This is a genomic window from Mycoplasma sp. P36-A1 (assembly GCF_049478495.1).
In the GTDB taxonomy this organism is placed as follows: Bacteria; Bacillota_I; Bacilli_A; order JAJDGJ01; family JAJDGJ01; genus P36-A1.
The window spans coordinates 228,718-251,306 of record NZ_CP168083.1 but is presented as its reverse complement, the minus strand read 5'-3'; the positions used below and the strand labels follow the sequence as shown (position 1 = coordinate 251,306).

19 protein-coding genes are annotated in these 22,589 nt (G+C 25.7%); 5 read left to right on the top strand and 14 right to left on the bottom strand.

The window, feature by feature from the left end:
• Positions 1-25 precede the first annotated feature (25 nt).
• The 3 genes from ACD762_RS01180 to galE are packed head-to-tail and all read right to left on the bottom strand — an operon-like array spanning position 26 to position 3,512.
• Entirely contained in the window at positions 26-1,582 is a 1,557-nt protein-coding gene (locus ACD762_RS01180) for a hypothetical protein (protein WP_423364016.1), read from the bottom strand.
• The gene (locus ACD762_RS01175) at positions 1,582-2,535 is read right to left on the bottom strand and encodes a glycosyltransferase family 2 protein (protein ID WP_423364014.1); all 954 of its coding nucleotides are present in this window, start codon (positions 2,533-2,535) and stop codon (positions 1,582-1,584) included. Before ACD762_RS01175 ends, ACD762_RS01180 begins: the two co-directional genes overlap by 1 nt.
• The gene (galE, locus tag ACD762_RS01170; protein ID WP_423364012.1) at positions 2,535-3,512 is read right to left on the bottom strand and encodes a UDP-glucose 4-epimerase GalE; all 978 of its coding nucleotides are present in this window, start codon (positions 3,510-3,512) and stop codon (positions 2,535-2,537) included. Before galE ends, ACD762_RS01175 begins: the two co-directional genes overlap by 1 nt.
• A gap of 288 nt (positions 3,513-3,800) precedes the next feature.
• Between galE and ACD762_RS01165 the strand changes: the two genes are divergently transcribed.
• A complete protein-coding gene (locus ACD762_RS01165; RefSeq protein WP_423364010.1) occupies positions 3,801-4,277 on the top strand; it encodes a DUF3955 domain-containing protein in 477 nt (158 codons plus the stop codon).
• Between the two features lie 43 nt (positions 4,278-4,320).
• Here the strand turns inward: ACD762_RS01165 and ACD762_RS01160 are convergent, their stop codons facing one another.
• The 3 genes from ACD762_RS01160 to ACD762_RS01150 all read right to left on the bottom strand — a co-directional run bounded on the left by ACD762_RS01160 (position 4,321) and on the right by ACD762_RS01150 (position 6,788).
• Positions 4,321-5,643, bottom strand: coding sequence for a sensor histidine kinase (locus ACD762_RS01160; RefSeq protein WP_423364008.1), 1,323 nt, complete (start codon positions 5,641-5,643; stop codon positions 4,321-4,323).
• Positions 5,644-5,719: 76 nt separating this feature from the next.
• Positions 5,720-6,391 (bottom strand): response regulator transcription factor, encoded by a 672-nt coding sequence (locus tag ACD762_RS01155; protein WP_423364006.1) that lies wholly within the window; start codon positions 6,389-6,391, stop codon positions 5,720-5,722.
• A gap of 34 nt (positions 6,392-6,425) precedes the next feature.
• On the bottom strand, positions 6,426-6,788 hold the full coding sequence (locus tag ACD762_RS01150; protein ID WP_423364005.1) for a response regulator transcription factor: 363 nt from the start codon (positions 6,786-6,788) through the stop codon (positions 6,426-6,428).
• Positions 6,789-7,202: 414 nt separating this feature from the next.
• Here ACD762_RS01150 and ACD762_RS01145 point away from each other — a divergent pair, with 414 nt between their 5' ends.
• Together ACD762_RS01145 and ACD762_RS01140 are read left to right on the top strand one after the other, a co-directional pair.
• Positions 7,203-9,659, top strand: coding sequence for a YfhO family protein (locus ACD762_RS01145; protein WP_423364003.1), 2,457 nt, complete (start codon positions 7,203-7,205; stop codon positions 9,657-9,659).
• 608 nt (positions 9,660-10,267) lie between these two features.
• Complete coding sequence (locus ACD762_RS01140; RefSeq protein ID WP_423364001.1) at positions 10,268-11,140, top strand: YitT family protein; 873 nt, start codon at positions 10,268-10,270, stop codon at positions 11,138-11,140.
• Here ACD762_RS01140 and ACD762_RS01135 read toward each other — a convergent pair.
• On the bottom strand, positions 11,137-12,015 hold the full coding sequence (locus tag ACD762_RS01135; protein ID WP_423364000.1) for a hypothetical protein: 879 nt from the start codon (positions 12,013-12,015) through the stop codon (positions 11,137-11,139). The two genes, ACD762_RS01140 and ACD762_RS01135, sit on opposite strands and share 4 nt — an antisense overlap.
• A 290-nt stretch (positions 12,016-12,305) precedes the next feature.
• Here ACD762_RS01135 and ACD762_RS01130 point away from each other — a divergent pair, with 290 nt between their 5' ends.
• Positions 12,306-12,968: a Crp/Fnr family transcriptional regulator gene (locus ACD762_RS01130; RefSeq protein ID WP_423363998.1), complete on the top strand. Its 663-nt coding sequence runs from the start codon at positions 12,306-12,308 to the stop codon at positions 12,966-12,968.
• 28 nt (positions 12,969-12,996) lie between these two features.
• On the opposite strand, the gene ACD762_RS01125 is transcribed toward ACD762_RS01130, so the two are convergent.
• From ACD762_RS01125 to ACD762_RS01100, 6 genes are all read right to left on the bottom strand, one after another.
• Entirely contained in the window at positions 12,997-15,672 is a 2,676-nt protein-coding gene (locus ACD762_RS01125) for a BspA family leucine-rich repeat surface protein (RefSeq protein ID WP_423363996.1), read from the bottom strand.
• Positions 15,673-15,854: 182 nt separating this feature from the next.
• The gene (locus ACD762_RS01120) at positions 15,855-16,559 is read right to left on the bottom strand and encodes a sirohydrochlorin cobaltochelatase (RefSeq protein WP_423363995.1); all 705 of its coding nucleotides are present in this window, start codon (positions 16,557-16,559) and stop codon (positions 15,855-15,857) included.
• Positions 16,560-16,571: 12 nt separating this feature from the next.
• Positions 16,572-17,555, bottom strand: coding sequence for a sulfite reductase subunit C (asrC, locus tag ACD762_RS01115; protein WP_423363993.1), 984 nt, complete (start codon positions 17,553-17,555; stop codon positions 16,572-16,574).
• A gap of 11 nt (positions 17,556-17,566) precedes the next feature.
• Complete coding sequence (asrB, locus tag ACD762_RS01110) at positions 17,567-18,352, bottom strand: anaerobic sulfite reductase subunit AsrB (protein WP_423363991.1); 786 nt, start codon at positions 18,350-18,352, stop codon at positions 17,567-17,569.
• Complete coding sequence (gene asrA, locus ACD762_RS01105) at positions 18,345-19,355, bottom strand: anaerobic sulfite reductase subunit AsrA (protein ID WP_423363989.1); 1,011 nt, start codon at positions 19,353-19,355, stop codon at positions 18,345-18,347. Before asrA ends, asrB begins: the two co-directional genes overlap by 8 nt.
• 13 nt (positions 19,356-19,368) lie before the next feature.
• On the bottom strand, positions 19,369-20,154 hold the full coding sequence (locus ACD762_RS01100) for a formate/nitrite transporter family protein (RefSeq protein WP_423363987.1): 786 nt from the start codon (positions 20,152-20,154) through the stop codon (positions 19,369-19,371).
• Between the two features lie 334 nt (positions 20,155-20,488).
• On the opposite strand from ACD762_RS01100, the gene cobT reads away from it, so the two are divergent.
• Positions 20,489-21,571 (top strand): nicotinate-nucleotide--dimethylbenzimidazole phosphoribosyltransferase, encoded by a 1,083-nt coding sequence (gene cobT, locus ACD762_RS01095; protein WP_423363985.1) that lies wholly within the window; start codon positions 20,489-20,491, stop codon positions 21,569-21,571.
• A gap of 27 nt (positions 21,572-21,598) precedes the next feature.
• Here the strand turns inward: cobT and ACD762_RS01090 are convergent, their stop codons facing one another.
• Positions 21,599-22,564, bottom strand: coding sequence for a helix-turn-helix transcriptional regulator (locus ACD762_RS01090; protein WP_423363983.1), 966 nt, complete (start codon positions 22,562-22,564; stop codon positions 21,599-21,601).
• Positions 22,565-22,589: the final 25 nt, after the last annotated feature.

The window sequence follows — 22,589 nt, the reverse complement described above, 5'->3', positions numbered from 1 at the left end:
TACATCAACTCCTTTGTATTTTAATCTAATATTTATATTTTATATAATTAATGTTATTTATCTTTTGATACCATTTATTATTAACAAAGTTATAGTATCCATAAATAGCTACTAGATATATTAAAGGTAGAAATTGAATTATATATCTTGATCTTCCACCCTCAAATATTAATAGGAATAACAAACAGCCTAAAATACTTACTTTCAAAACTAAAATATAGTAATTATCTTTTTTGGTATAAGCTAGTATTAAACCGACTATTGTAAACAACCATGATAAATGCATTATAAACTTACTATCTTTAATATGTTGGCCATTTGGATAGTAAAAACTTCTTAAAACACTTTGTAGTTTAAAATTAGCTTTCTTTTTTTGTTTTTGTTGTCTACCATCAAAACCATATGCAAAATCACCATCTGCTACGTTGTTTGCAAATTTTTTAAATAAAAACTTTGTGTAATTTAATAGACCATAATTACTTAAACGTTCTTTAATAATTTTTATATTAAATTCTTTTTTGGCTTTTAAGCCCTTTATTGAACCTGTTTTTTTAACATCACTACTGTTATAACCACCACTTTTAGTTAAACCCATCATTATCCAATGTGTTTCTGGAAATTTATCATCAACATTATAGACAATGATGTTTTGCTTTTCTTTAAAGACTGCATAACTTTGATAAGTAACTAAAACAGATAAGAAGAATATAAGTACTAGGCTTAATTTTTTAATATTAATATAGCCAGCTTTAATAATACTTACTACAAAAAAAGCAATAACAACAATAATAGCTGATGGTTTTAATAAGAAGGTAATACTTACAACAATCCCTAATAATATAGTTATAAAGTATCTACGGTATTTAATGCTACTATGAATAATGCTATATAAATAAAGCATTAAACAAGTTAGTGATAATGCCATAATATCTGTATAAGGTATTAATAAATGGGGAGAAAACATCATACTTATAGCTAATAAGTAAGCTACACTATAAGCATACTTTAAATCAAATAGCTTTTTTGTAGCTAAAAATAGTAAGATAATACCTACATCTAAAATTAAGATGTTTAATAATTGCCAATAAATCCAAGTATTACCAGCTGTTTTAATAAATAGATTACCTATACTTGATAATGCATACATAATATAAAAATACATTGAATTGTTATCATATCTAGATAAGTAACTACTTATTCTAGTATTATCACCAGCCATTACATTTTTTACACCCTTAAATATTTGTGCAACATCCCAACCTATTGGTATTGTTGTTAAAAAGATAATAACAATTTGGATAATTATAGCTACAATAAATAGTCCTATACTAATCTTGCTAAGATTATTAATAAAATATTTACTACACCTATCATATCCTTTAACTAAGAAAACTCTGCTTTTATTATTTAAAAGTAAAATACTTATTATTAATAAAAAAATGATTAAAAAGAATAAGAATTCTGAAGTTAAGTTATTTATATTAAATATTGGTGATCTAATAGCAAAGTAGAACATTAAAATACTTATTAGTAAAAATATAATATTGATAAAACTAGTGAATTTTTTTAATATAATGTTCATTAATCTAACTCCTTATTCTTATCTTTTAAAAAACCATAGCTATTACCAATAATGTATAGTGGTCTTTCTTTAACATTGTTACTGATACCTGCAATATATTGACCAAAAATACCTAAAGTAAGAAACAGTACTGCAAAAAAGAATGTTAATAATAACATTAGTGAAGTCCAACCACTTACTGTATTTCCAAAGAATAAACTATACATTATATAAACAACAAATACTAAATCAATTAATAAAGTTATAATTCCAAGACTTGTTATTATTCTTAATGGCTTATCTGAAAAAGATATAATAGCATCATTAGCAAATGCAAACATTTTAAATAAACCATATTTAGTTTTACCAGCATATCTTTTATCTCTTTCATACTCTACGGCTATTTGTTTAAAACCTACCCAGCTTACCATTCCTCTTACAAAGCGGTTTTTTTCAGGCATTTGTTTTAAAGCTTCTACTACCTTTCGATCCATTAATCTAAAATCACCAGTATTTCTAGGTATTCTTATTTCACTCATTTTATCTAAAAAAGCATAAAACATATAAGCTGAGAGTTTCTTAAATAAAGACTCTCCTTTTCTTTTAGATCTTGTACCATAAACTACATCATATCCTTCTTGCCATTTAGTAATAAATTCAGTTATTACTTCTGGTGGATCTTGTAAGTCAGCATCAATTAAAACAACAGCATCACCCTTAGCACTATCAATACCAGCACTTACAGCTGCAGAATGGCCAAAATTACGGGAAAAATCTATTATTTTAACTTTGTTATTATCTTTTTGAATATCTAGTAATTTAGGTAATGTATTATCAGTACTACCATCATTTATAAAAATTAATTCATAATCATAGTTATTTAAATTACTCATTACCTTATATAAACGTTTATAACTTTCATCAACTACTGCTTCTTCAAAGTACATTGGTATTACTACACTAATAAGTTTCATTATTTAACACCTTTACATTCATAATTATATGCCGTTTCAATAATGATATTAATATCATCATATTTAGGTATCCAATTTAAATCTTCTACTATCTTTACATTAGAAGCAATCAACTCTGCTGGATCACCACTTCTTCTAGACTCTATTTTATAAGGTAGTTTTCTTCCAATAACACTTTCTGTAGCTTTAATTATCTCTAATACAGAGTATCCATGATTATATCCTAGATTATAGAAATTACTTTTTTTTGTTTTTATTAAACTTTCTAAAGCTAGAATATGAGCATCACATAAATCTAATACATGAATATAATCTCTAATACAACTACCATCTTGGGTATCATAATCATTTCCATATACACTTAGATATTCTCTACTACCATTAACTACTTGCATAATAATAGGAATAAGATGCGTTTCCGGATTATGTCTTTCTCCTAATTTTGAGTCTAAGCTTGCTCCTGCAACATTAAAGTATCTTAAAACCATATAGTTTATACCATATGCTTGTTCTACCCACTTAAGTATTTTTTCCATAGCAAGTTTAGTTTCACCATAAGCATTTATTGGATTAGTTTCATACTCTTCTGTAATAGGCATAATTTCATGCACTCCATAAGTTGCAGCCGTTGATGATAATACAATATACTCAACATAATGTTCATTCATTATTTCTAATAAAACTTGTAGTCCATATACATTATTATCAAAGTAATATAATGGATTATTAATACTTTCACTTACTATCGAGACTGCTGCAAAGTGCATTACTGCATCTATATCATAGTTGCTAAATATTTCTTTTAAACGATCTCTATCCCTTAAATCACATAACTCTATTAAAGCTCTTTTATCTATAGCATCATAATGTCCAGTTGATAAATTATCTATAACTAAAACTTCATAATTATTATCTAATAACATTCTTACTTGGTGAGAACCAATATAACCAGCTCCACCTGTTACACATACTAGCAAATATATTCCTCCTTTACACACAATGACTTTGTGTTTTATTAATTTTATCATTAAGAAAACTTTATTATGTTACATTAATCTTACAAAAGTCTTACAATTTTCTTCCATTGTATACAATCATTTAGAAGGTTACTGGTAATAATATCTCAGCTATTATTTGTTACATTATTATTAGTGATTTACATGTAAAGAAGAGCTTAACATGTTCTATAAGGTAATAGTAAGAGATACTTGCTAGTTTTATTAATAAACATTTTATATAATATAATTGTAAAAAGAGGTGATTGAATGAATGATTTTGGTAGTCAAATAAAATCATTACGAGTTGATAATGATTTAACACAAGAACAAATGGCTAATATTTTAAATGTTTCTAGACAAGCTGTTTCTAATTGGGAAAACAATAAAAACCTTCCTGATTTAGAAACTATAATATTAATTGCAAATTATTTTGCTATATCGTTAGATGAGTTGATCTTAAAAGATAAGACTATTAATAATTTAACTAAAAAGTTAATAGATGATGGTAATGAAAATAAAAAGGCAAAATTGAACTTAATATCACTTATTATTGGTTTTGCCTTATTAATATTAGGTGTTATAAGTTTTATAATAAAATCAATTAGTGTTGAGTATATTGATGCTCAAGGAATATTACATGAAAACTTTTTCCTAATTATTATTGGCTATATTTTTATTTTTAGTGGTCTAATTACTTTTCTAATTATAGGTATTAAAAATATTAAAAATATCTTTATAAAGTAAAAAAAACAGCTTATATCATTGTGATATGAGCTGTTTTTAAGTATTATTTAAATTCTATTTTAAGTTTAAACATTTTACTTTCTTTTTCAAAACTTGGTGTTATTTTAAACTTATGTAGTTCTATTATTTTTTTACTAATATACATTCCTAAACCACTTCCTGATTTATTACGAGATTTATCTTGTCTATAAAATGGTTTAAAAATTAAATTATCTTTAAGAATACTATCATCAAAGTCTTTAGTAATATTAGTAATTTCAAAATAATCTTGATTTGCTGCTATTACTATTTGAGTATTATCATCACAATACTCAATAGCATTTGATATTAAATTAGTTAAAGCTTTAGAGAAAAGACTACCATCTGCTTTAATATTTAAATCATTATCAATATTAACCAATACATCAATATTTTTAGCTTCAATATTGAAATCAAGTTCATCTAATACTAGAGTAACATGTCTTATTATATTAAAATCAGTTATATTTAAGGTTGTATTATAATCATCTAATTTAGATGAAATAATAATTGATTGTATGATTTCTTGCATGTTATTAACTAGTGAGACATTTTTCTTTAAATATGTATCTCGATCTTTATATTTACCAACATTATAAATCATTCCTTCAAGCTGTCCCTTAATTGCTGTTAAAGGTGTTTTTAAATCATGAGAAAGAGTTGCGATATATGCTCTTCTTTCCTCTTCCATAATACGTTCCTTCTCAATATCTGAATAAAGCTTTTCATTTGTCTTTTGTAATTGATTTATATTAGTTTCTAATTCATTTGCAAGTTTTTTAAGACTAATAGATAAATCACCTAATTCATCATCACTTTTAATACTTTGATCTACATTAAAGTCTAGGTTTGTAATTTTTTTAGCATCTTCATTTAATTTTATTATGCCACTACTTAATTTTGAAGATATTAAATTAGACAACAATAAGGCCATGCTAACAGATAATAAACCAAATAATGGTAAGAATAATACTAAGATATTTTGAACTTCCTGAGTAGAGCTTAAAGGCATTATAAAATGAATATATACTAATTCATCATCTATTTTTACTGATGTATCAACTTTAATATAGTTTATTCCATTACGTCCTCTAATATCAATATTTTGATTTGGGACACTTGTACAATACTCTTGAAAGAAACAATTATAAAATTCACCATTTATTTCATATGTAACAATTGCATTACTATGTCTTTTCATAATTTGTAAATTATATTCAAGTTCTTGCATATCGTCACTTTCATTAACTACTCTATTAATTTGAGTATTAAGATTTACTGTTTTATAGTATTTATACAATGTAGGAATACCTGTATAAATCATTATATAAACAATTACACTGAACATTAAAAATACTATTAAAGAAAAATTAAAAGTCTTCTTTCCTAAACGACTATTTTGCCATTTAAAATGTTTTCTAAGATTAAATTTCTTCGAGTTTGTAACCAATTCCAGTCACCGTCTTAATTTTTGATATCCCTGTCTTTTTTCTTATATTTTTAATGTGAGTATCGATTACTCTTGTATCACCATAATAACTATAACCCCATACTTGATCTAGTAATATTTCTCTTGATATTACTTTCCCAACATTATTCATAAGTATTTTAAGTATTTCAAACTCTTTTAAAGTTAATGCTACTTCATTATCTTCCACTAAAACACTGTGACTTGTATCATCAAGCATAATATTATCATATGATATCTTTTTACTTGTTGATTCATTAATAATTGAATTTCTTCTTAATAATGCTTCTATTCTTTTTAGTAAGATATTAAATGAAAATGGCTTTGCAACATAATCATCAACACCTAATTCAAAACCTTTTAATTCATCGTATTCTTCACCTAAAGCAGTCAACATTAATATTTTGACATTCTTATCTTTACCTCTAATAAGTTTAACTAAATTATTACCATCCATAATAGGCATCATAACATCAGTTATTACTAAATCAAAGTCTCCTTCTTTAAAGGCTTCATAACCCTGTTGACCATCATTAGCTCTTTTTACTTCATATCCTTCTTCTTGTAACAACTCTGCAACAATATCTTGAATATTTAAATCATCTTCTACTATTAATATTTTACTCATTAAAATCACTCTTTTCTTTTAAATTTTTTTATTTTTATAATCTGCTTAAACAAGCTTCTACTCTTTTTAAAAATACTCTTGTTGAAAAAGGCTTACAAATATAATCATCAATACCTAGATCAAAACCTTTCAGTTGGGTTTCTTCTTGATCTAAAGCACTTAAAACAATTATCTTTGTCTTAGAATCATATTCTCTAATTCTATCTATAAAACCATATCCATCAATATGTGGCATCATTAAATCAGTAATAACTAAATCAAACAATTCATTTTGATATATATATAATCCTTCGATGCCACTAGAAGCAAACTTCACTTCATAGTTTCTACTTAATAATAATTCTACTACTAACTCTTGTATTTTATAATCATCTTCTACTACTAGAATTTTATACATCTTAACACATCCTTGCATAGTATTATAATACCCACTTTTAGCATTCAAATGTGTGCTTTGTGGGATTGTTGTGAAGTTATTGATTTACACAGAAAAAGCATATTTTACATTTATTTATAAATATTATCTTTAATAATGCAAATAAAGAATGATTTAAGTCATACACTAATTGTGTAATATTATCAAAATATCACTCTCTTCAAAACTGTGTTTTTTATTAATATCATTATATGAAATCGTTAATTATATTTTAGATAATTATCTATTGTTAACACTAAATTATGAAATTGTTATTAGCAAAAAATTATTTTTGTTTATTGTGCACATAGCTTTATTTTAGCTATTATTAGACTTTAATAAATGATAAACTAGTCTTTATAAATTAAATACATTTATAAAAAGGAGAATTATTTAATGAAGAATTTAAATACAAAGTATAGTTCTTATCTATTTTTTACAATATTTTTATTGTGTGTTATTGCGATTTTTGGTTTTTTTGAACATAATGGGCTAATGTTTGGAACAGCTAAAGGTGATTTTTTAACGCAACATGCAAGATTTATTGATTATTATAGAGAGACATTTTATAAAACTGGCAATTTATTTCAACCTATCACAATGAATTATGGAACTACTCAAGATTATGCTAATTTATATTATCATGGATTTTTAAATCCTTATTTAATGTTGTCATTATTAGTTCCTAGTCTAAGCACTTTAACTGTAATAAAATTTATGCAGATTTCTACTTTAGTTCTAACATATTTATTTTCCTATTTACTTTATAATAGACTAGGAAAATACTTTTATGAAGACTCTATTAAAATTAAGTGGTATTGTTTTATCTTTGCAAGTATTACAGCCTTTAGTGGCTGTGTCTTATGGCATTTCTCACATCACTTTATGTTTTTCTATTACTTTCCCTTCATCTTTTTATCATATTATGCCTTATGTGATCTAGTCGATGGAAAAGGCATTATTAAATTTATAATCTCTGTTGCTTTAATACTGTATACAAACTTTTTCTTTGCCCTTATTATTGGCTTTACTCAAATAGTATTTATACTCTATTACTACAATATAAGTAATGCAAGCATTAAACTTAAAACCCTAATTTTTAAAACTATCCTATCCTATGCTTTAGGTGTGATGCTTGCAGCTATAGTATTTATACCAGAAGCCTTTGCAATTATAACTAGTAATAGATCTAGTCAAATACGTAGTAGTGTTCCTATAATAATGAATAGTCCAAAAAGGTTAGTCTTTTTAATATTTGATAGTCCTTATAGTCAAGGTATTGGAATAGTTACGGCATTTACTTTCATATTAGGCTTTCTCAATTTTAAAAAGAAGTATATCTATATTTTACTTGTACCTTTAATAATAATATTTTTATCAGGGCATTTTAATTATTTATTAAATATATTGCAATACACTCATCGCAAAGTGCACATGTATGCTTTACCTTTAGTGCTAATACTATTGTTCTCAATGTTACTTGATAAAAAGACTAAGTACAAAAATATTAGCTTATTCATTACTATCATTCTTGCATTAATGTATGTCTTTATTCCTTATTTACATACTGAACAATTCAGTGGGAAAAAAATTATTATTCCAATGCTTATTCAATTTATTATTTTTTTAATACTCCTTAATAGGTATGATAAATATAAATACAGCCTTTTAATACTTCTACCAATCCTTACTGTTACTAGTACTTATGTTAATAGTAACAGAATTAGTGTAAAAACATTCTATGAAAAAATACTAACTAAAAAAGTTGATAATTATTATGACAATAATATTAAGTCAGATTATTATCGTACTTTAAATGTTACAAATATGAATGCTGCAATTAACCATTACAGTCCTATATTGTACTCTTCTATCTTAACAAAAGATTATGATATGTTTTATAATGAATTTGTAAATTTAGGTCGCAGTACTTTTAGTAATCGTACACAACGTGAAAGATATTATAATAATGATATTTTCAGAAAGTTATTTTCTGTTAAACAAGTATATTATTCTAATAAAACATATGATGCAACACCATTTATATATGGAGTAACTAACAATCAAGTTCAATCTGATAAACAACTTTATGATAATAAAAACAATCTAGATCGCATTTTAGCTATAACACAAGATACTTTTGTTGATAGTAATACTAATAATAATAATTACCAGTTTGAAGGCTCTAAGTATCTTATAAAAGAAGGTAGCTTAAACATTGAAAAAGGAAAGAATCAAAGCTTTAACCTTATTTCTACTAAAGGCTTAGAGAATGGTACTCTGTATTTTGAAATGAGTACTAAAAATAATGTTAATTCTAAACAAAATTTTTGTTTTAGTAATGTGTGTACTGGTGTTAGACCTGTGAATTTTTATAATGAACCTGCAAATGACACTGTAGTTATTATGGCTAGTGCTAGTAAGTTTTCAAACAAAAAATATGTATCTTTGAAAAGTATGTCTCATAAAAAATTAAATAAATATCATAATTATAAATTGTATTTTATTCCTAATAATAAAGTTAAATTGAAAAATGTTATAACTACTACTAACAATCAAGAACACTTTAATGAAAAGTATGAATTTGACTTAAATATGCCTAGTGATGGCTTTCTAGCGACATCTATAATATATGATAAGGATTATATTATAAGTGTAAATGATGAAGTAGTTGACACAAGAAAAATTAATGGTCATTTTATTGGAGCAAGTGTTAAGTCTGGTAATAATAAAATAGTTATTACTCTTAAAAGAAATGACTTTACTCTAGGGTTAATTATCTCAACTATTGCAGCTATTAGTATTGTAGCACTAGTAAGTGTTCAATATTTTAGAACTAAGAAATACCTTTAAATAGTAAAAACTCTATCTTTTATTAAGTTACACGCTTAATATTGATAGAGTTTTCTCTGTTTGAGTATACTGTTTATTTTTTATACAACTTAGACTTCTATAACCACACATACAAATACAGACTTATTGGGAATAAAAAATACTTGTAATTTATATGAATTGACTGCTTACAAAGTTAATTACAATTATAGTGGCATAGCTTAAACGATCATCATCAAATTTTAAACCTTAGTATCAAATAATAATTACTATTAATGTATTGTATTACACTCAAACAGAATATTTTATTAAGGGTACTCATTACAATAATAATACTGTGAAGAATAAGGTTTTTTTGAATACCAGTATTATTTAAATACATTGTATAGCTCTTACTAATTTGATAAAAATATTATATCTGATAAATAAAGTACTTTTGATAAAATACAGTTAATAAATATTAATTACTTAATAAAATTAAATTATAGTTATGTTAGTAAAAATAATATTTATTTTATTAGAAATTTAAATAATCTATATGTAAATTTATGTGTTTAAAGAAGTAATTAAGTGTCTATAATGTGTTATAATATTTTTTAGATATTAGTATTATTTTTGGAGGTATAATTATGAAGACTATTTTTAATATGAAAAATTTTTATGTTTTATTAGGTATAGTATGTGTTGCTTTATCAGTAAACGGTTTTGCTTTAGCTAATAATTTAGGTGAAGGAGGCATTACTGGTGTTACTATGCTTTTATATTACACTTTAAATATTCCAACAGCATATTCAAATTTTATCTTAAATGGTATTCTAATTATTATTGGATTTAAACTATTAGACAAAAAGTTGATTTATCGTACTATTGTTACTGTTATTTTAACTTCTGTTTTTCTAGACTTAACTACAGGTATTGCTTTTAAACTTGAAAATAGTTTAATTGCGTCAATTTTTGCAGGTTTGTTAATGGGTGCTGGTATTGGTTTTATTTACAAAGGAGAATCTACTGGAGCTAGTTCACCTTTAGTTGGTAAATTTGCAGAGAAATATTTGCATATTAATAAAAGCACTACTGTCTTGTTCATGGATATTATTGTTATTATTCCTTCTATATTTATTATTGGTTTGGAAAATTCTTTACTAACATTAGTTTCAGTTTACATTGGAGCTAAAGCAATTGCTTTTATTGTTGAGGGTGCTCAACCAAGTAAGTCAATTATGGTTATATCGAGTCAATATAAAGAGATAGCTCAAAATATAATTGATCATACTAATAAGAGTGTTACTGTATTAGATGGCACAGGATACTACTCTAACAGCAATTATAAAATGCTTTATACAGTTGTTGAGTATGAACAAATGGTTGATGTTATTGATGCTGTTAGAAGCATTGATCCTGAAGCCTTTATGTCTGTCACTAATACTTCTGATGTTTTTGGTAGTAACTTTGCCCATCTACAAGATTATCGTATAAAAAAATCTAAACACTTACAACATTAATACTTACCATATAAATACTGTAACTCTTTTGTATCATTAATAGTTGGCTTACTTATATTATTGTAGCCCATAATCGAGGCATTATTTGATACAACATTTTTAGGATTTCCATTTTTACTTATGTTTACATAGTGACCCATACCTAAAGTATGCCCTAGCTCATGTATATAGGTACTTAATGGATTTTTATCATTTGTTTTAGTAAATCTTGTAACATATACTAATTTCTTAGCGACATTTGTCTTAAATTGGCCTAATACAGTAGCATTATTTACTCGATATATTTTATTTGAAGTTAAAGCTATAATATTAGCCTTATTTTTATTATTTGTAAGCACAAGTTTAAAGTTAGCTTTTTTACCAGTCTTTTTTCCTGTTCGACCTGATACATTGTTAATATTAGTTATTGCCTTTTTAATATATTTCTTTTCTTTAGCATTATAATTATCAGTATATACATAAATATTATTGTTGTTTTTTTTATATATTGCTTGATATAGTTGATAAAATGACTTTCTTTCTACTCTATTATATAAGTATTTAACTAGTTTTGTCTTAGTCTTAATTTTAATTCCTTTTTTATTGTATGAAATTGTAGTAGTTTTATAGTATTGTGAGTATTTATTATAATACTTAATTTGCTTAGATTTAAGCTTTTTATTACTATAATAGGTATATGTCGTTTTCTTGCTGAGTATCTTTTGATTATTATAGTAATTAGAATACTTAGAATTATAAGTGTATACTATTTTTTTAGCTTTACTTACTGTTGTTGTTTTAGTAGTAACTTTAGCTTTAATAACATTATTGTTATTAAGTAAAAAAAACATTGTGATAATAGTTAATAGTTTAATAATAATATTTTTACGTTTCATTTTTTCTCCCTTTATAAAAATAAAAAGAGCCCTAAAAAAGACCCTCATTTATTTCTATATCTGTTTTAATATGATTATGCTTAAACTTATCACTTAATAACTTAATTTGCTTTTAAGTAATTTCTATGTTTTTATTTTACCATAAATGAAATATAAAAACATCACATTTTTTACAGTTTGTTAACAAAGGTCTTATTTACTGTTATGTATTTACTTGATATTATAAACCTTTTTCATTAACTAACTTATAAATATATGCTATTATAGAGTTAGTAAATGGAGGTTTTTTAATGAAATTATTTAAAAATATAAGTGATTGTAGTGAAATATTTAAATATTTTGAAAAAGTTCACATTAATAAGAAGACAATTTTATTTTATGAAAAACAACCAACACAATATTTTTATTATTTAATAAAAGGTAAAGTTACTTTATACTCTAATATTGCAAATGGAAAGAAAAAAATTTTTTTAACATTAGATAGTGATAGTATAATAAATGACTTTGATCAAGCTTATTATAACTTTCCTTATGAAGCTATTGCTTTTGAAGATTGTGAGATTCTTAAAATTAGCCAAGATCATTTATTTTCATTATTTAAACTATATCCACAGTTAGAATTAAATGCTTTAAAACTGCAATCTCATCGTACTAGAAGACTTTATCGTTTATTAAAAAACTCTATATCCATTAATGTTGAAAAAAAGATAGCAGCTAAGCTTTGGAAGTTTGCTAAGGATTATGGCATCAAATCAGATGATGAATATACTCTTATTAATTTTAAAATCAACAATTCTTACCTAGCAGATGTAATTGGTGTTTCAAGAGAAACTGTATCTAGAGCTATTACCTCTTTAGTGGAGCTAGGCTTAGTAAAAATTATTGCTAATAATTACTATGTTAAACAAGATCTACTTCTTGATTATTATCGTAATATAAAAACTAATAAATAAAGCACCTCAATTGAGGTGCTTTATCTAACTATGCTTTTAGTAATCTTCCTGAAGCATTATATCTTCTTGTAACATTACTAGTTCTTCTTCTTTTTGAATTATATGTTTTAACATTTCTTGATGCATTACCACTTTTATTGCTTCTTAAGACACCATTTCTATTGTAGTTATAAGTTGTAATTCTAGTTACTCTTTTTGCAGCAGTTCTATTAGTTACAACTAAACGTTGACGCTTACCATTACTACGATAAGTAGTAATTCTTCTTGTTCTATATACACCTTTACTAAAGTTAGAATCTTGAATTATTCTAATATTACGTCCATTACTTCTTCTTGTTAATTCATAATAAGAGGTTCTACGTTTAGCACTAGTTTGCTTAGTAGTTCTTCTTCTATTTATAACACCATTACTATGATAAGTTCTTAGATCTCTTTCACTCCATACATTATTAACATTAGTATGGTATTTATAGTAATTTCTACTTGCATATCTTAGATTAGTACGTCTTACGACTTGTTCTAATGTTGTTCTTCTACCACTATTATTAAAAGTTGTGATATTACGTGTTCTCCAATTATTATTAGTAGTGCTGAAGTAAGTATATGTTGTTGTTCTAATAATTCTATTACTAGTATTTCTTTGAGTAATACTTGTAATTCTATTACGTGAGTCTCTAACAGTAGTAACTCTGTTTACAGTTGTTGTGCTACCACTGTTATTATTACTATTGTTATTATTGTTATTGTTATTGTTGTTATTGTTATTGTTGTTATTGTTATTGTTGTTATTGTTATTATTATTGTTGTTATTATTTATAACTGTAACTACAGCAACTTTAGTTTCATTCTCATAAGAATAAAATACATTATAACTTCCAACAACTGCAGTATTAACTGATCCAGTCCACTTGATTTGATTAAAATTAATTACAGTTCCACCATATGAAGCATTAACAAAGTTATCAATTGCAGACCATTTAGAATCTTTCTCTATAGTTGTATTTTTAACATTAAGCACTACAGTTTTTTCTCTAACATAAGTATCACTATCTTGAGCAGTATACTGATGCATTAATAAACTACTAGATTCAAAAGTTAAATTTTTATTTAAACCTTTCCATCTACCAGTATACTTTGCATTATCTCTATTTATTGCTGGTAAGTTTACGGCCATCTCAAAACTATTTTGACTTCCTAAAGTTAATGAATCTAAATTGACCATTCCACTAAACATATCAACTTTATTAGATACATTGCTCATGTTCCAATTTTCAATATTTAATGTAATTAAATTGCGCATATTCTTAAAAGTAGAATTTAAACTTTTAACATTAGTTGTATTCCATTTACCTAAATCTAAATTTTTGATAGCACTCATATTTTCAAAGGTATTGTTTAAACTTACAACACTTTGAGTATTTAAATCATTTATCAAAAGACTTTCAAGACTTATCATATTTTTAAATGTATTATCCATTGTTTGAACATTAGAAATATTCCACTTATCAATAGTAATATTTTTAATTTTAGTTACATTTTCAAATGTACTATTTAGACTAGTAACATTTGTTGTATCCCAGTCATTTAGATCAAGTACAGTAATAGAACCTAAATTAGCAAAAGTACTATCCATACTTTTTAAAGAATTAGTATTCCAATTACCGATATTAAGATTAGTAAGAATTGACATGTTTTCAAAAGTATTATTCATGCTTTCAACATTAGTTGTATTCCATCTATCTAAATTTAAACTTGAAACAGATGTTAAATCTTTAAATGTGCTATTTAAACTTTTAACATTACGAGTATTAAGATTATTTAATTGCAAATCACTAATTTTACTCATGTTACTAAATGTGTTATTCATAGTCGTAACATTAACAGTATTCCAATTATTAATATCTAAACTTTTTAAAGAAGTCATATTTTCAAAAGTGCTATCCATATTAGTTAATGAAATCGTATTCCAACTTGAAACACTTATTTCTTCTAATGAACTAGTACCCTTAAAAGTAGCATTCATGTCAGTTACATTACCAATATTCCAATTAGAGATTAATAAATCTTTAAGATTACTCATTCCTTCAAATGCACTATCCATAGATGTAAGGTTAACAATGTTCCAACCTAATAAATTCAAACGTTCCATTGTTTCATTATTTAATAAAAATCTAGAAATTGAAGTTAACCTGTTAACATTCCAGTTTTCTAACCCTGTAACATTAAGCTTAGTTGTATTTTCAAAGAAACCATTAGCACTTGTTAAATTAGAAGTATTAAAATAACCAACATAAATATGTGTTAGTGATGATGCATTTTTAAAGAAATCATTAGCAGTGGTTACTCTACTAAAATCGATATTTTCAAATCCATTAATTGTTTTTAAAGACTTAAAATTTTCAAATATACCATTTGCAAATGCCGTTAAATTAATATTACCTGTAATATTAATTTCTTCTACACTTTCTATCTCATCTTTTGTAAAATGAGTTGAAAATGAACCTGAATTACTTGATATAAAAGTACCACTATCCAGTTTTAATACGTTATCTGATAAAGTAGCTCTTACAGTACCAACAAATGCCTGTTTGCTTCTTTGATTACTTTGATTTACTGTATTTGCCTTTATCATTTTTGAATTTCCACCAACTCCAGCACATAACAATACTGCCACAATTAATACTTTAATCTGTTTTTTATTCATTATTTGTCCCCCTTATAGACACTTCACTTTTAACTTATACACAAGTGATGTGAATATGATATTAAATAATCATAAAATTGTCAAACACGAAGTAAACAGGTAGTTTACTTTAAGAAAAAGAGAACTATAAACTTACTATTAACTAACAAAAACCGCAAAAAATTGCGGTTTCTGAAGACTTTTTATTTAGTTTTACTAATCATTTCACAAAATAGATTTCTAATTTCTTTGCACTCACCTAATGAGTAAGAATTATAATTGCATTTATAATCATCAAATATTTTAATTGTAGACTTAACATCTTTTTGTGCATGAAATCCCTCTACAAACATTAAAGGGTATATTTCTATATCTTTCTCTTTATCTAAGTTTAAGAAACTGATATCATTTGTTCTTAATTGGGATAAAACACAAACTCGAACATTATTTTTAGTTTGTTTATAAAATTCATTTTGAAGGTTTTCATAATCTTTATTACTTGTACTGTTACCATGTCCAATAAATATTATATTTTTATTCTTATCATAAGGTAATATACTAACTAGTTTTGAAAGATCTAGACTATCTAATAAAGGCTTATTTATTTTATAATCTATCTTTGAGTTATCTAATTTACTAATGATACCCTTATAAATATCACCATTACTTAAATTTGTATGTAATATTTCAATTTCTTTTATATTATCTTTTTTTAACATATCTAATATATTATCAAACGTTTCTCTTTTTTTAATTATTCTATTATTTACAATTCTTGAAGTAAATACTTCATATACTTTAGCATGTGGATGAAGTATTTCAACCTCACTTTTAAGCTTAGTATAAGTTTTCTCATTTATTTTTTCATTTGATGTTCCATGATGTACTAATACGATAACTTTATGCATCTTATACACTCCTTAGTCTAGAGTGTTTGCTTTATAATGAACTCCACTCCAGTTTATATTATCTTTAACAATCATTATATCACTGTATTCTACATCTTTTAAGGCCCATTTCTTGTATTCCATAAAACCTGTTCTATCAACAATATAACCTATATGTTCTTTAGGAAGTGAACGATCAATATATTCATTAACATACTTGTAAGTATTTTCAATAACTTTCATTATTGTTTCTTTATTAGTCCATAACATCCAATCCATTGCAAGTCTAGGATTTTTCTTACCAGTTCTACCCATTATAACAAAACGATAATATTTTTCTTTAGATCTTGTCCATGCTCTAGTTGGACAGTTTAAAACACACTCTCCACACCCTATGCATTTACTATGGTCTCTATCAGGACGATTATTTTTCATTTCAATAGCTGAAGTTGCAAGTTTTTGACATTTTTTCTCACACATTCCACAACTGATACAACGATTTAGATTAAATACAGGTAATGCCATACCTAAAATACCAAAATCATGCATTCTTACCTTTTGACAATCATTTAAACATCCTGTTAAGGCAATTTTAAAGTGTAAATCATTTGGAAAGACTAAATCTTCTATCTCTTTTGCAAACTCTGTTGTATTGTATTGAGCTTTAGGACAAACTTCATTCCCAATACAAGCTGCAACATTTCTTGTCCCAGCTGAAGGATAACCATTACTTTTACCATTCGGTTGATTAGTATGCATTGCATCAATAATTGGTTGGATTGCTTTATTACAAGCATCCATATTTTGCCAAGGAATACCTAATATTTCAAACCCTTGTCTAGTTGTAATATGAACTCTACCATTTCCATATTCATTAGCAACTTTAGCAACCTGCATTAATACATCAGCTTCTAATTTTCCACCAGGTATTCTAATTCTTAAAGCCGTTTCATCTCTATTTTTAGTAACACGATAAGCATTTTTAGTTACTAATTTTCTATTGATATCTAAACTCATATATAATCCTCCTAATCCAATAAAGTCTTAGCTTTAGGATATTCAAATACTGGTCCTTCTAAACAAACATAAGTTTCATCTATTTTACAATGACCACATTTCCCTACAGCACATGACATATTTCTTTCAAAACTAACAATGATATCTTCTTCTTTAATACCTAGTTTTAAAATATCTAAAGTAGTAAACTTCATCATTAAAGGAGGTCCTACTACTACAACTTTTACATTATCCTTGTTTACTTTATTAAATAATGATTCTAAGTGATCAGTAACAAAACCTACTAAACATCTTTCATTATCACAGTCTAAAGTCATCATAATATTATTATTTTCTTTAGACCACATATCAATATCATTTTCAAATAGGATTCCATTTTCATCCTTGAATCCCATTAATAAATGAAAATTACTGTTTTTATAAAACTCATTAACTAATGGTCTTACTGGAGCTAAACCTGAACCACCACTTATAACAACAACATCTTTACCTTTTAATTTATCTAAGTCAAAACCATTACCATATGGCCCTCTTAAAAACATATTATTACCAACTTCTAAATCAAATAATTTATCAGTTACCTTACCTACTTTTCTAATTAAAAACTGAATACTATTATTACTAGGATTAATTTTAGTAATTGAGATAGGTGCCTCACCAACCATTGGTAATGAAACTTCAATAAATTGACCAGGATTAGCATCTTTATCAAATTCTACTTCAAATAAATACTCTATTTCTGATTGCTTAAGAATACTTAATATTTTATATGGTTTTGGTAAATATATATTATTCATGATTTTCACCTTCTTTGATGTAATTAGTTAATTTATTAACACTGTTTGCAAATGAGATATGTTCTGGACAAACATCATCACATCTTCCACAACCAACACACATGTTGTAACCAAAGCGTTCTTTAAAATCACTAACTTTATGTAAAACTTTAAAACGCATACGATCTTTTTTATCTAATCTAAAACTATGTCCACCTGCCATATCAGAATAACCATCAACATGACAACTTGCAGCCACTCTTCTTCTTTCACCAACATTTTCATTATCCTGATAAAAAATATCTTGCATAGTAAAACATGTACATGTAGGACAAACAAAGTTACATGCTCCACATGCTATACATCTAGTAGAATATTCATCCCAAATATCTGCATTGATTACTTTTTCTAATTCTACTTTATCTGGAACATTTACTTTGTAGCTATTTATACTTACATGATCATGCATAAAGTCTTTAATGTCTATAACATTTAATAAATCTAAATCTGCATCTTTTATATCTATTTCAACCCCATTGTCTCTAATATTTAAAGCAATATCATAATTATCTGAAATATTAGTAGCAAAATCAACACAATGACAATTATCAAATTCTTCTTTACAACCTACTAAAACAAATTTTAATAATTCTTTCTTTTCTTTATAATAGATATCTTCATATTTATTATATAAGTATATTTGATCAGTTCTCTTTATTGCATGTAAATCACAACTTCTAACAAAAATTAAACTAGGTTTAAGCTTATTAGTTGGTTTAGTATATTCATTTTCAGTAAAATAAAAAATAGTTTCACTTAAAGGTAAAAAGATATCTTTAGCACTGTAATTAGATTTTTTATCAAAACACATTTCACTAAAATTATTAACTTTTTCAAATATAATTGTATCAGTATCTGAAAAGACACCGGCTTTTTCTTGAACTACTGGTCCATATAAATCATATGATTTAGCTATTTTAGCTAAGTAATCATCTAATTCTAAGTATGTAAGTTTACCTGCCATAATTAATTCTCCTTTATTTATCCATATTTCTTGATGCAACTATATACGCACCCGCTAGTAATAAGCCACCAACTATATTACCTGAGGTAGTTGCTAGTAAATTGTAAATCATACCACTGTAAGATACTGTTTCAATATGTGGTGTAAACAAACTAGTAAAAAAGATTGTCATATTTGCAACACTATGTTCAAATCCAGTTGTAATGAAAGCAAACAAACACCACCAAATCATAATTAGTTTACCACTTTCAGATTTAAGCTTAATAGAACATAAAACTGCTAAGCAAACTAGTACATTACATAAAACACCTTTAAAAAATAATTGTATAAAATCACCATTCATTTTTGCACTTGCTGCATTTTGTATTGCCATACCTACACCATTACTAGCAACTCCATCACCAATTTGACCAAGCCCTGCAAGAATAAATATAATACTTAATAATGCTGCTCCTGCTAAGTTACCTAAATAACATAGTACCCATAGTTTAATAACATCCATTAATTTAGCTTTTTTATCAAACAAAGAAACCCCTAAAACAAAGTTATTACCTGTGAATAACTCTGAACCAGCCATTATTACTAGTGATAATGCAACCCCAAAACTAACACCCATTATTAATTTAGTATATGGTGTATTACCTAATTGTCCTGAAATACTAAATATAAGTAAAATACCTAGCCCAACAAAAAAACCAGCTAACATACTAGCTACAAAATAGTTTAATGGTTTTTTCAATCCACTTTTCATTTTATTAGCTGCTGCCTTATTTACATCTTCTATTAACAAATTATACATATAATACCTCCTATTTTATTAAATTCTATCATTATAATAAATAAGGTAAGTGTGAGAATAATCACACTTCATATGTGAATATTCTAACATATAGCTATATAATAACCTTACATATAACACTATAATTTATACTCTATAAATACTTCTATATGTATAAGCCAATATTTATAGTGTATATTTATATACTCATCTTAGATTTATTACTTTTATAGTTTCCTAAGTATTTATATTTAAATAATCTTAACTTAGTTATATTGAAGTTTAAACAATAAATAAGTACAATATAATATAGAGATAAGTATTGATAGAGTGGTTTATAAAGGAGATTTCTTAAATGATTGAAAAGATAATGAGTGGTATTAAAGAATTAGATAAAAAAGCAATTGAGATTGCTAGTATAAGAGTTGATAATTTAGCTAAGCCTTTAGGTAGTTTAGGTAAACTAGAAGATATAAGTATTAAACTAGCAGGTATTACAACTAAAACATATAACAGTGTTGCAAACAAATGTATTATTATCATGTCTTCTGATAATGGTGTTGTTGAAGAAGGTGTTGCTTCAGCACCACAAGCAATTACCCTAGAACAAACTAAGAATTTCATAAAACAAAAAACAGGAGTTGCATCCCTTTCAAAGGTTAATAACACTAAATTAATAGTAGTAGATGTTGGAATTAATTCTGATGAAATTATTCCTGGTGTTTTAAATCGTAAAATTAGTAAAGGAACTAAAAATATATACAAAGAACCAGCCATGACTTATAATCAAGCCCTTACTGCTTTAGAAATTGGTATAGAAGCAGTTAAAATTGCTAAAGATAATAATTTTGATATCATTGGTGTAGGTGAAATGGGTATTGGTAATACCACAACCTCTGCTGCAGTTTTAAAATCACTTTTAAACTGTAGCGTTGAAGATGTTGTTGGTAAAGGTGGCGGTATAACTAATGAATCTTTTGAGAAAAAGAAATTAGTTGTTGAACAAGCTATTAAAATAAATAATTTAAATTTCAATGATCCAATTGATATAGTTGCAAAAGTTGGAGGTTATGATATTGTAGCAATGGCAGGCGTTTATTTAGGTGCTGCATATTATCGTATACCTGTTGTAATTGATGGATATATTTCAGTTGTTGCTGCCTTAGTTGCAAATAGAATTAACCCATTAGTCAAAGACTATTGTTTTGCATCACATAAATCTGAAGAGATAGGTTATAATTTAGCAATTAAGGAATTAGAATTAAGTCCTATGTTAGATTTAAACATGCGCTTAGGTGAAGGAAGTGGCTGTCCAATAGCTTTTTCTGTAATTGAATTTGCTACATCAATGATGAATAACATGGCTACATTTGAAGATGTTGCGATAGATAATGAATATTTAGATGAAGTACGAGATAAAGAATGTTATATAGTATAAAAAAATGCTACTTTTGTAGCATTTTTTTTAACGAGATTTAATCTGAAACTGTTTTGGTGTTATTTTCATTTTACTTTTATAAAAATAGATAAATGAATTAGAATTAGCAAATCCAAGAGTTTTAGCAATAACTGATATTTTAGCATTTTCTGCTACTAACATACTGTTTGCTAGATTAATTTTAACTAAGCTTATATAATCATGAATACTCATGTGATATAAATACTTAAAACCATAAGTTAACTTTTGAACACCAATATAGTACTTGTCAGCTAGTTGTTTTATTGTTAAATAATTACCACAGTTTAAGGTTATCTCATTATGAATTTGTTGAATTATTTCATGATCCGTTGCAGATAAAATAACTCTTTTACCATTTTTCATTTCAAGTGGTATTGTTTTAGATTGTACGGCAGAAATATTATCTTTTGGTATTAGAAAATAAATAATATTCATAATTTGAGCATCTAGATATAATCTAGATACTTTTTTATGTGATATTGTTGTCGATATTTCTTGTAAAATATGTAAAACCTGTACTGGTAAAGGTTTAAATAGTTTATTTAGACCATAGTAATCTAATTCATTAAAGGTGTAATCATAATCAACAAGTTTTTTTTCAAAGAATGGCTTTTTTATTATAATATCAGTCGAATGATAATGACTATTTTTTTGCCACTTCTGTCTACCTTTACGATCTTTTCCATATAATAAAAAACTTGAATAGCTATTTTGATTACTATTATCCTCTTGTCCTAAGAACATTTCTAAATGCAAATATGTTTCACCAATATCATAATCAATCATAATGTCCTCATAAATAGTGAAATCACCTACAAATAATTCATACCAATCAAATATTTTTGCATGTATTATATACTCTTCACTTTTGCTTGGATTAATATATAAATTAAAATGCTCATTTTTATATTGTATATAATTTATTTTACTAAAGAAAGCTTCATAGTATTCTTCTAAGTTGTTACATATCATTTTTATCACCTATATTTATTATACA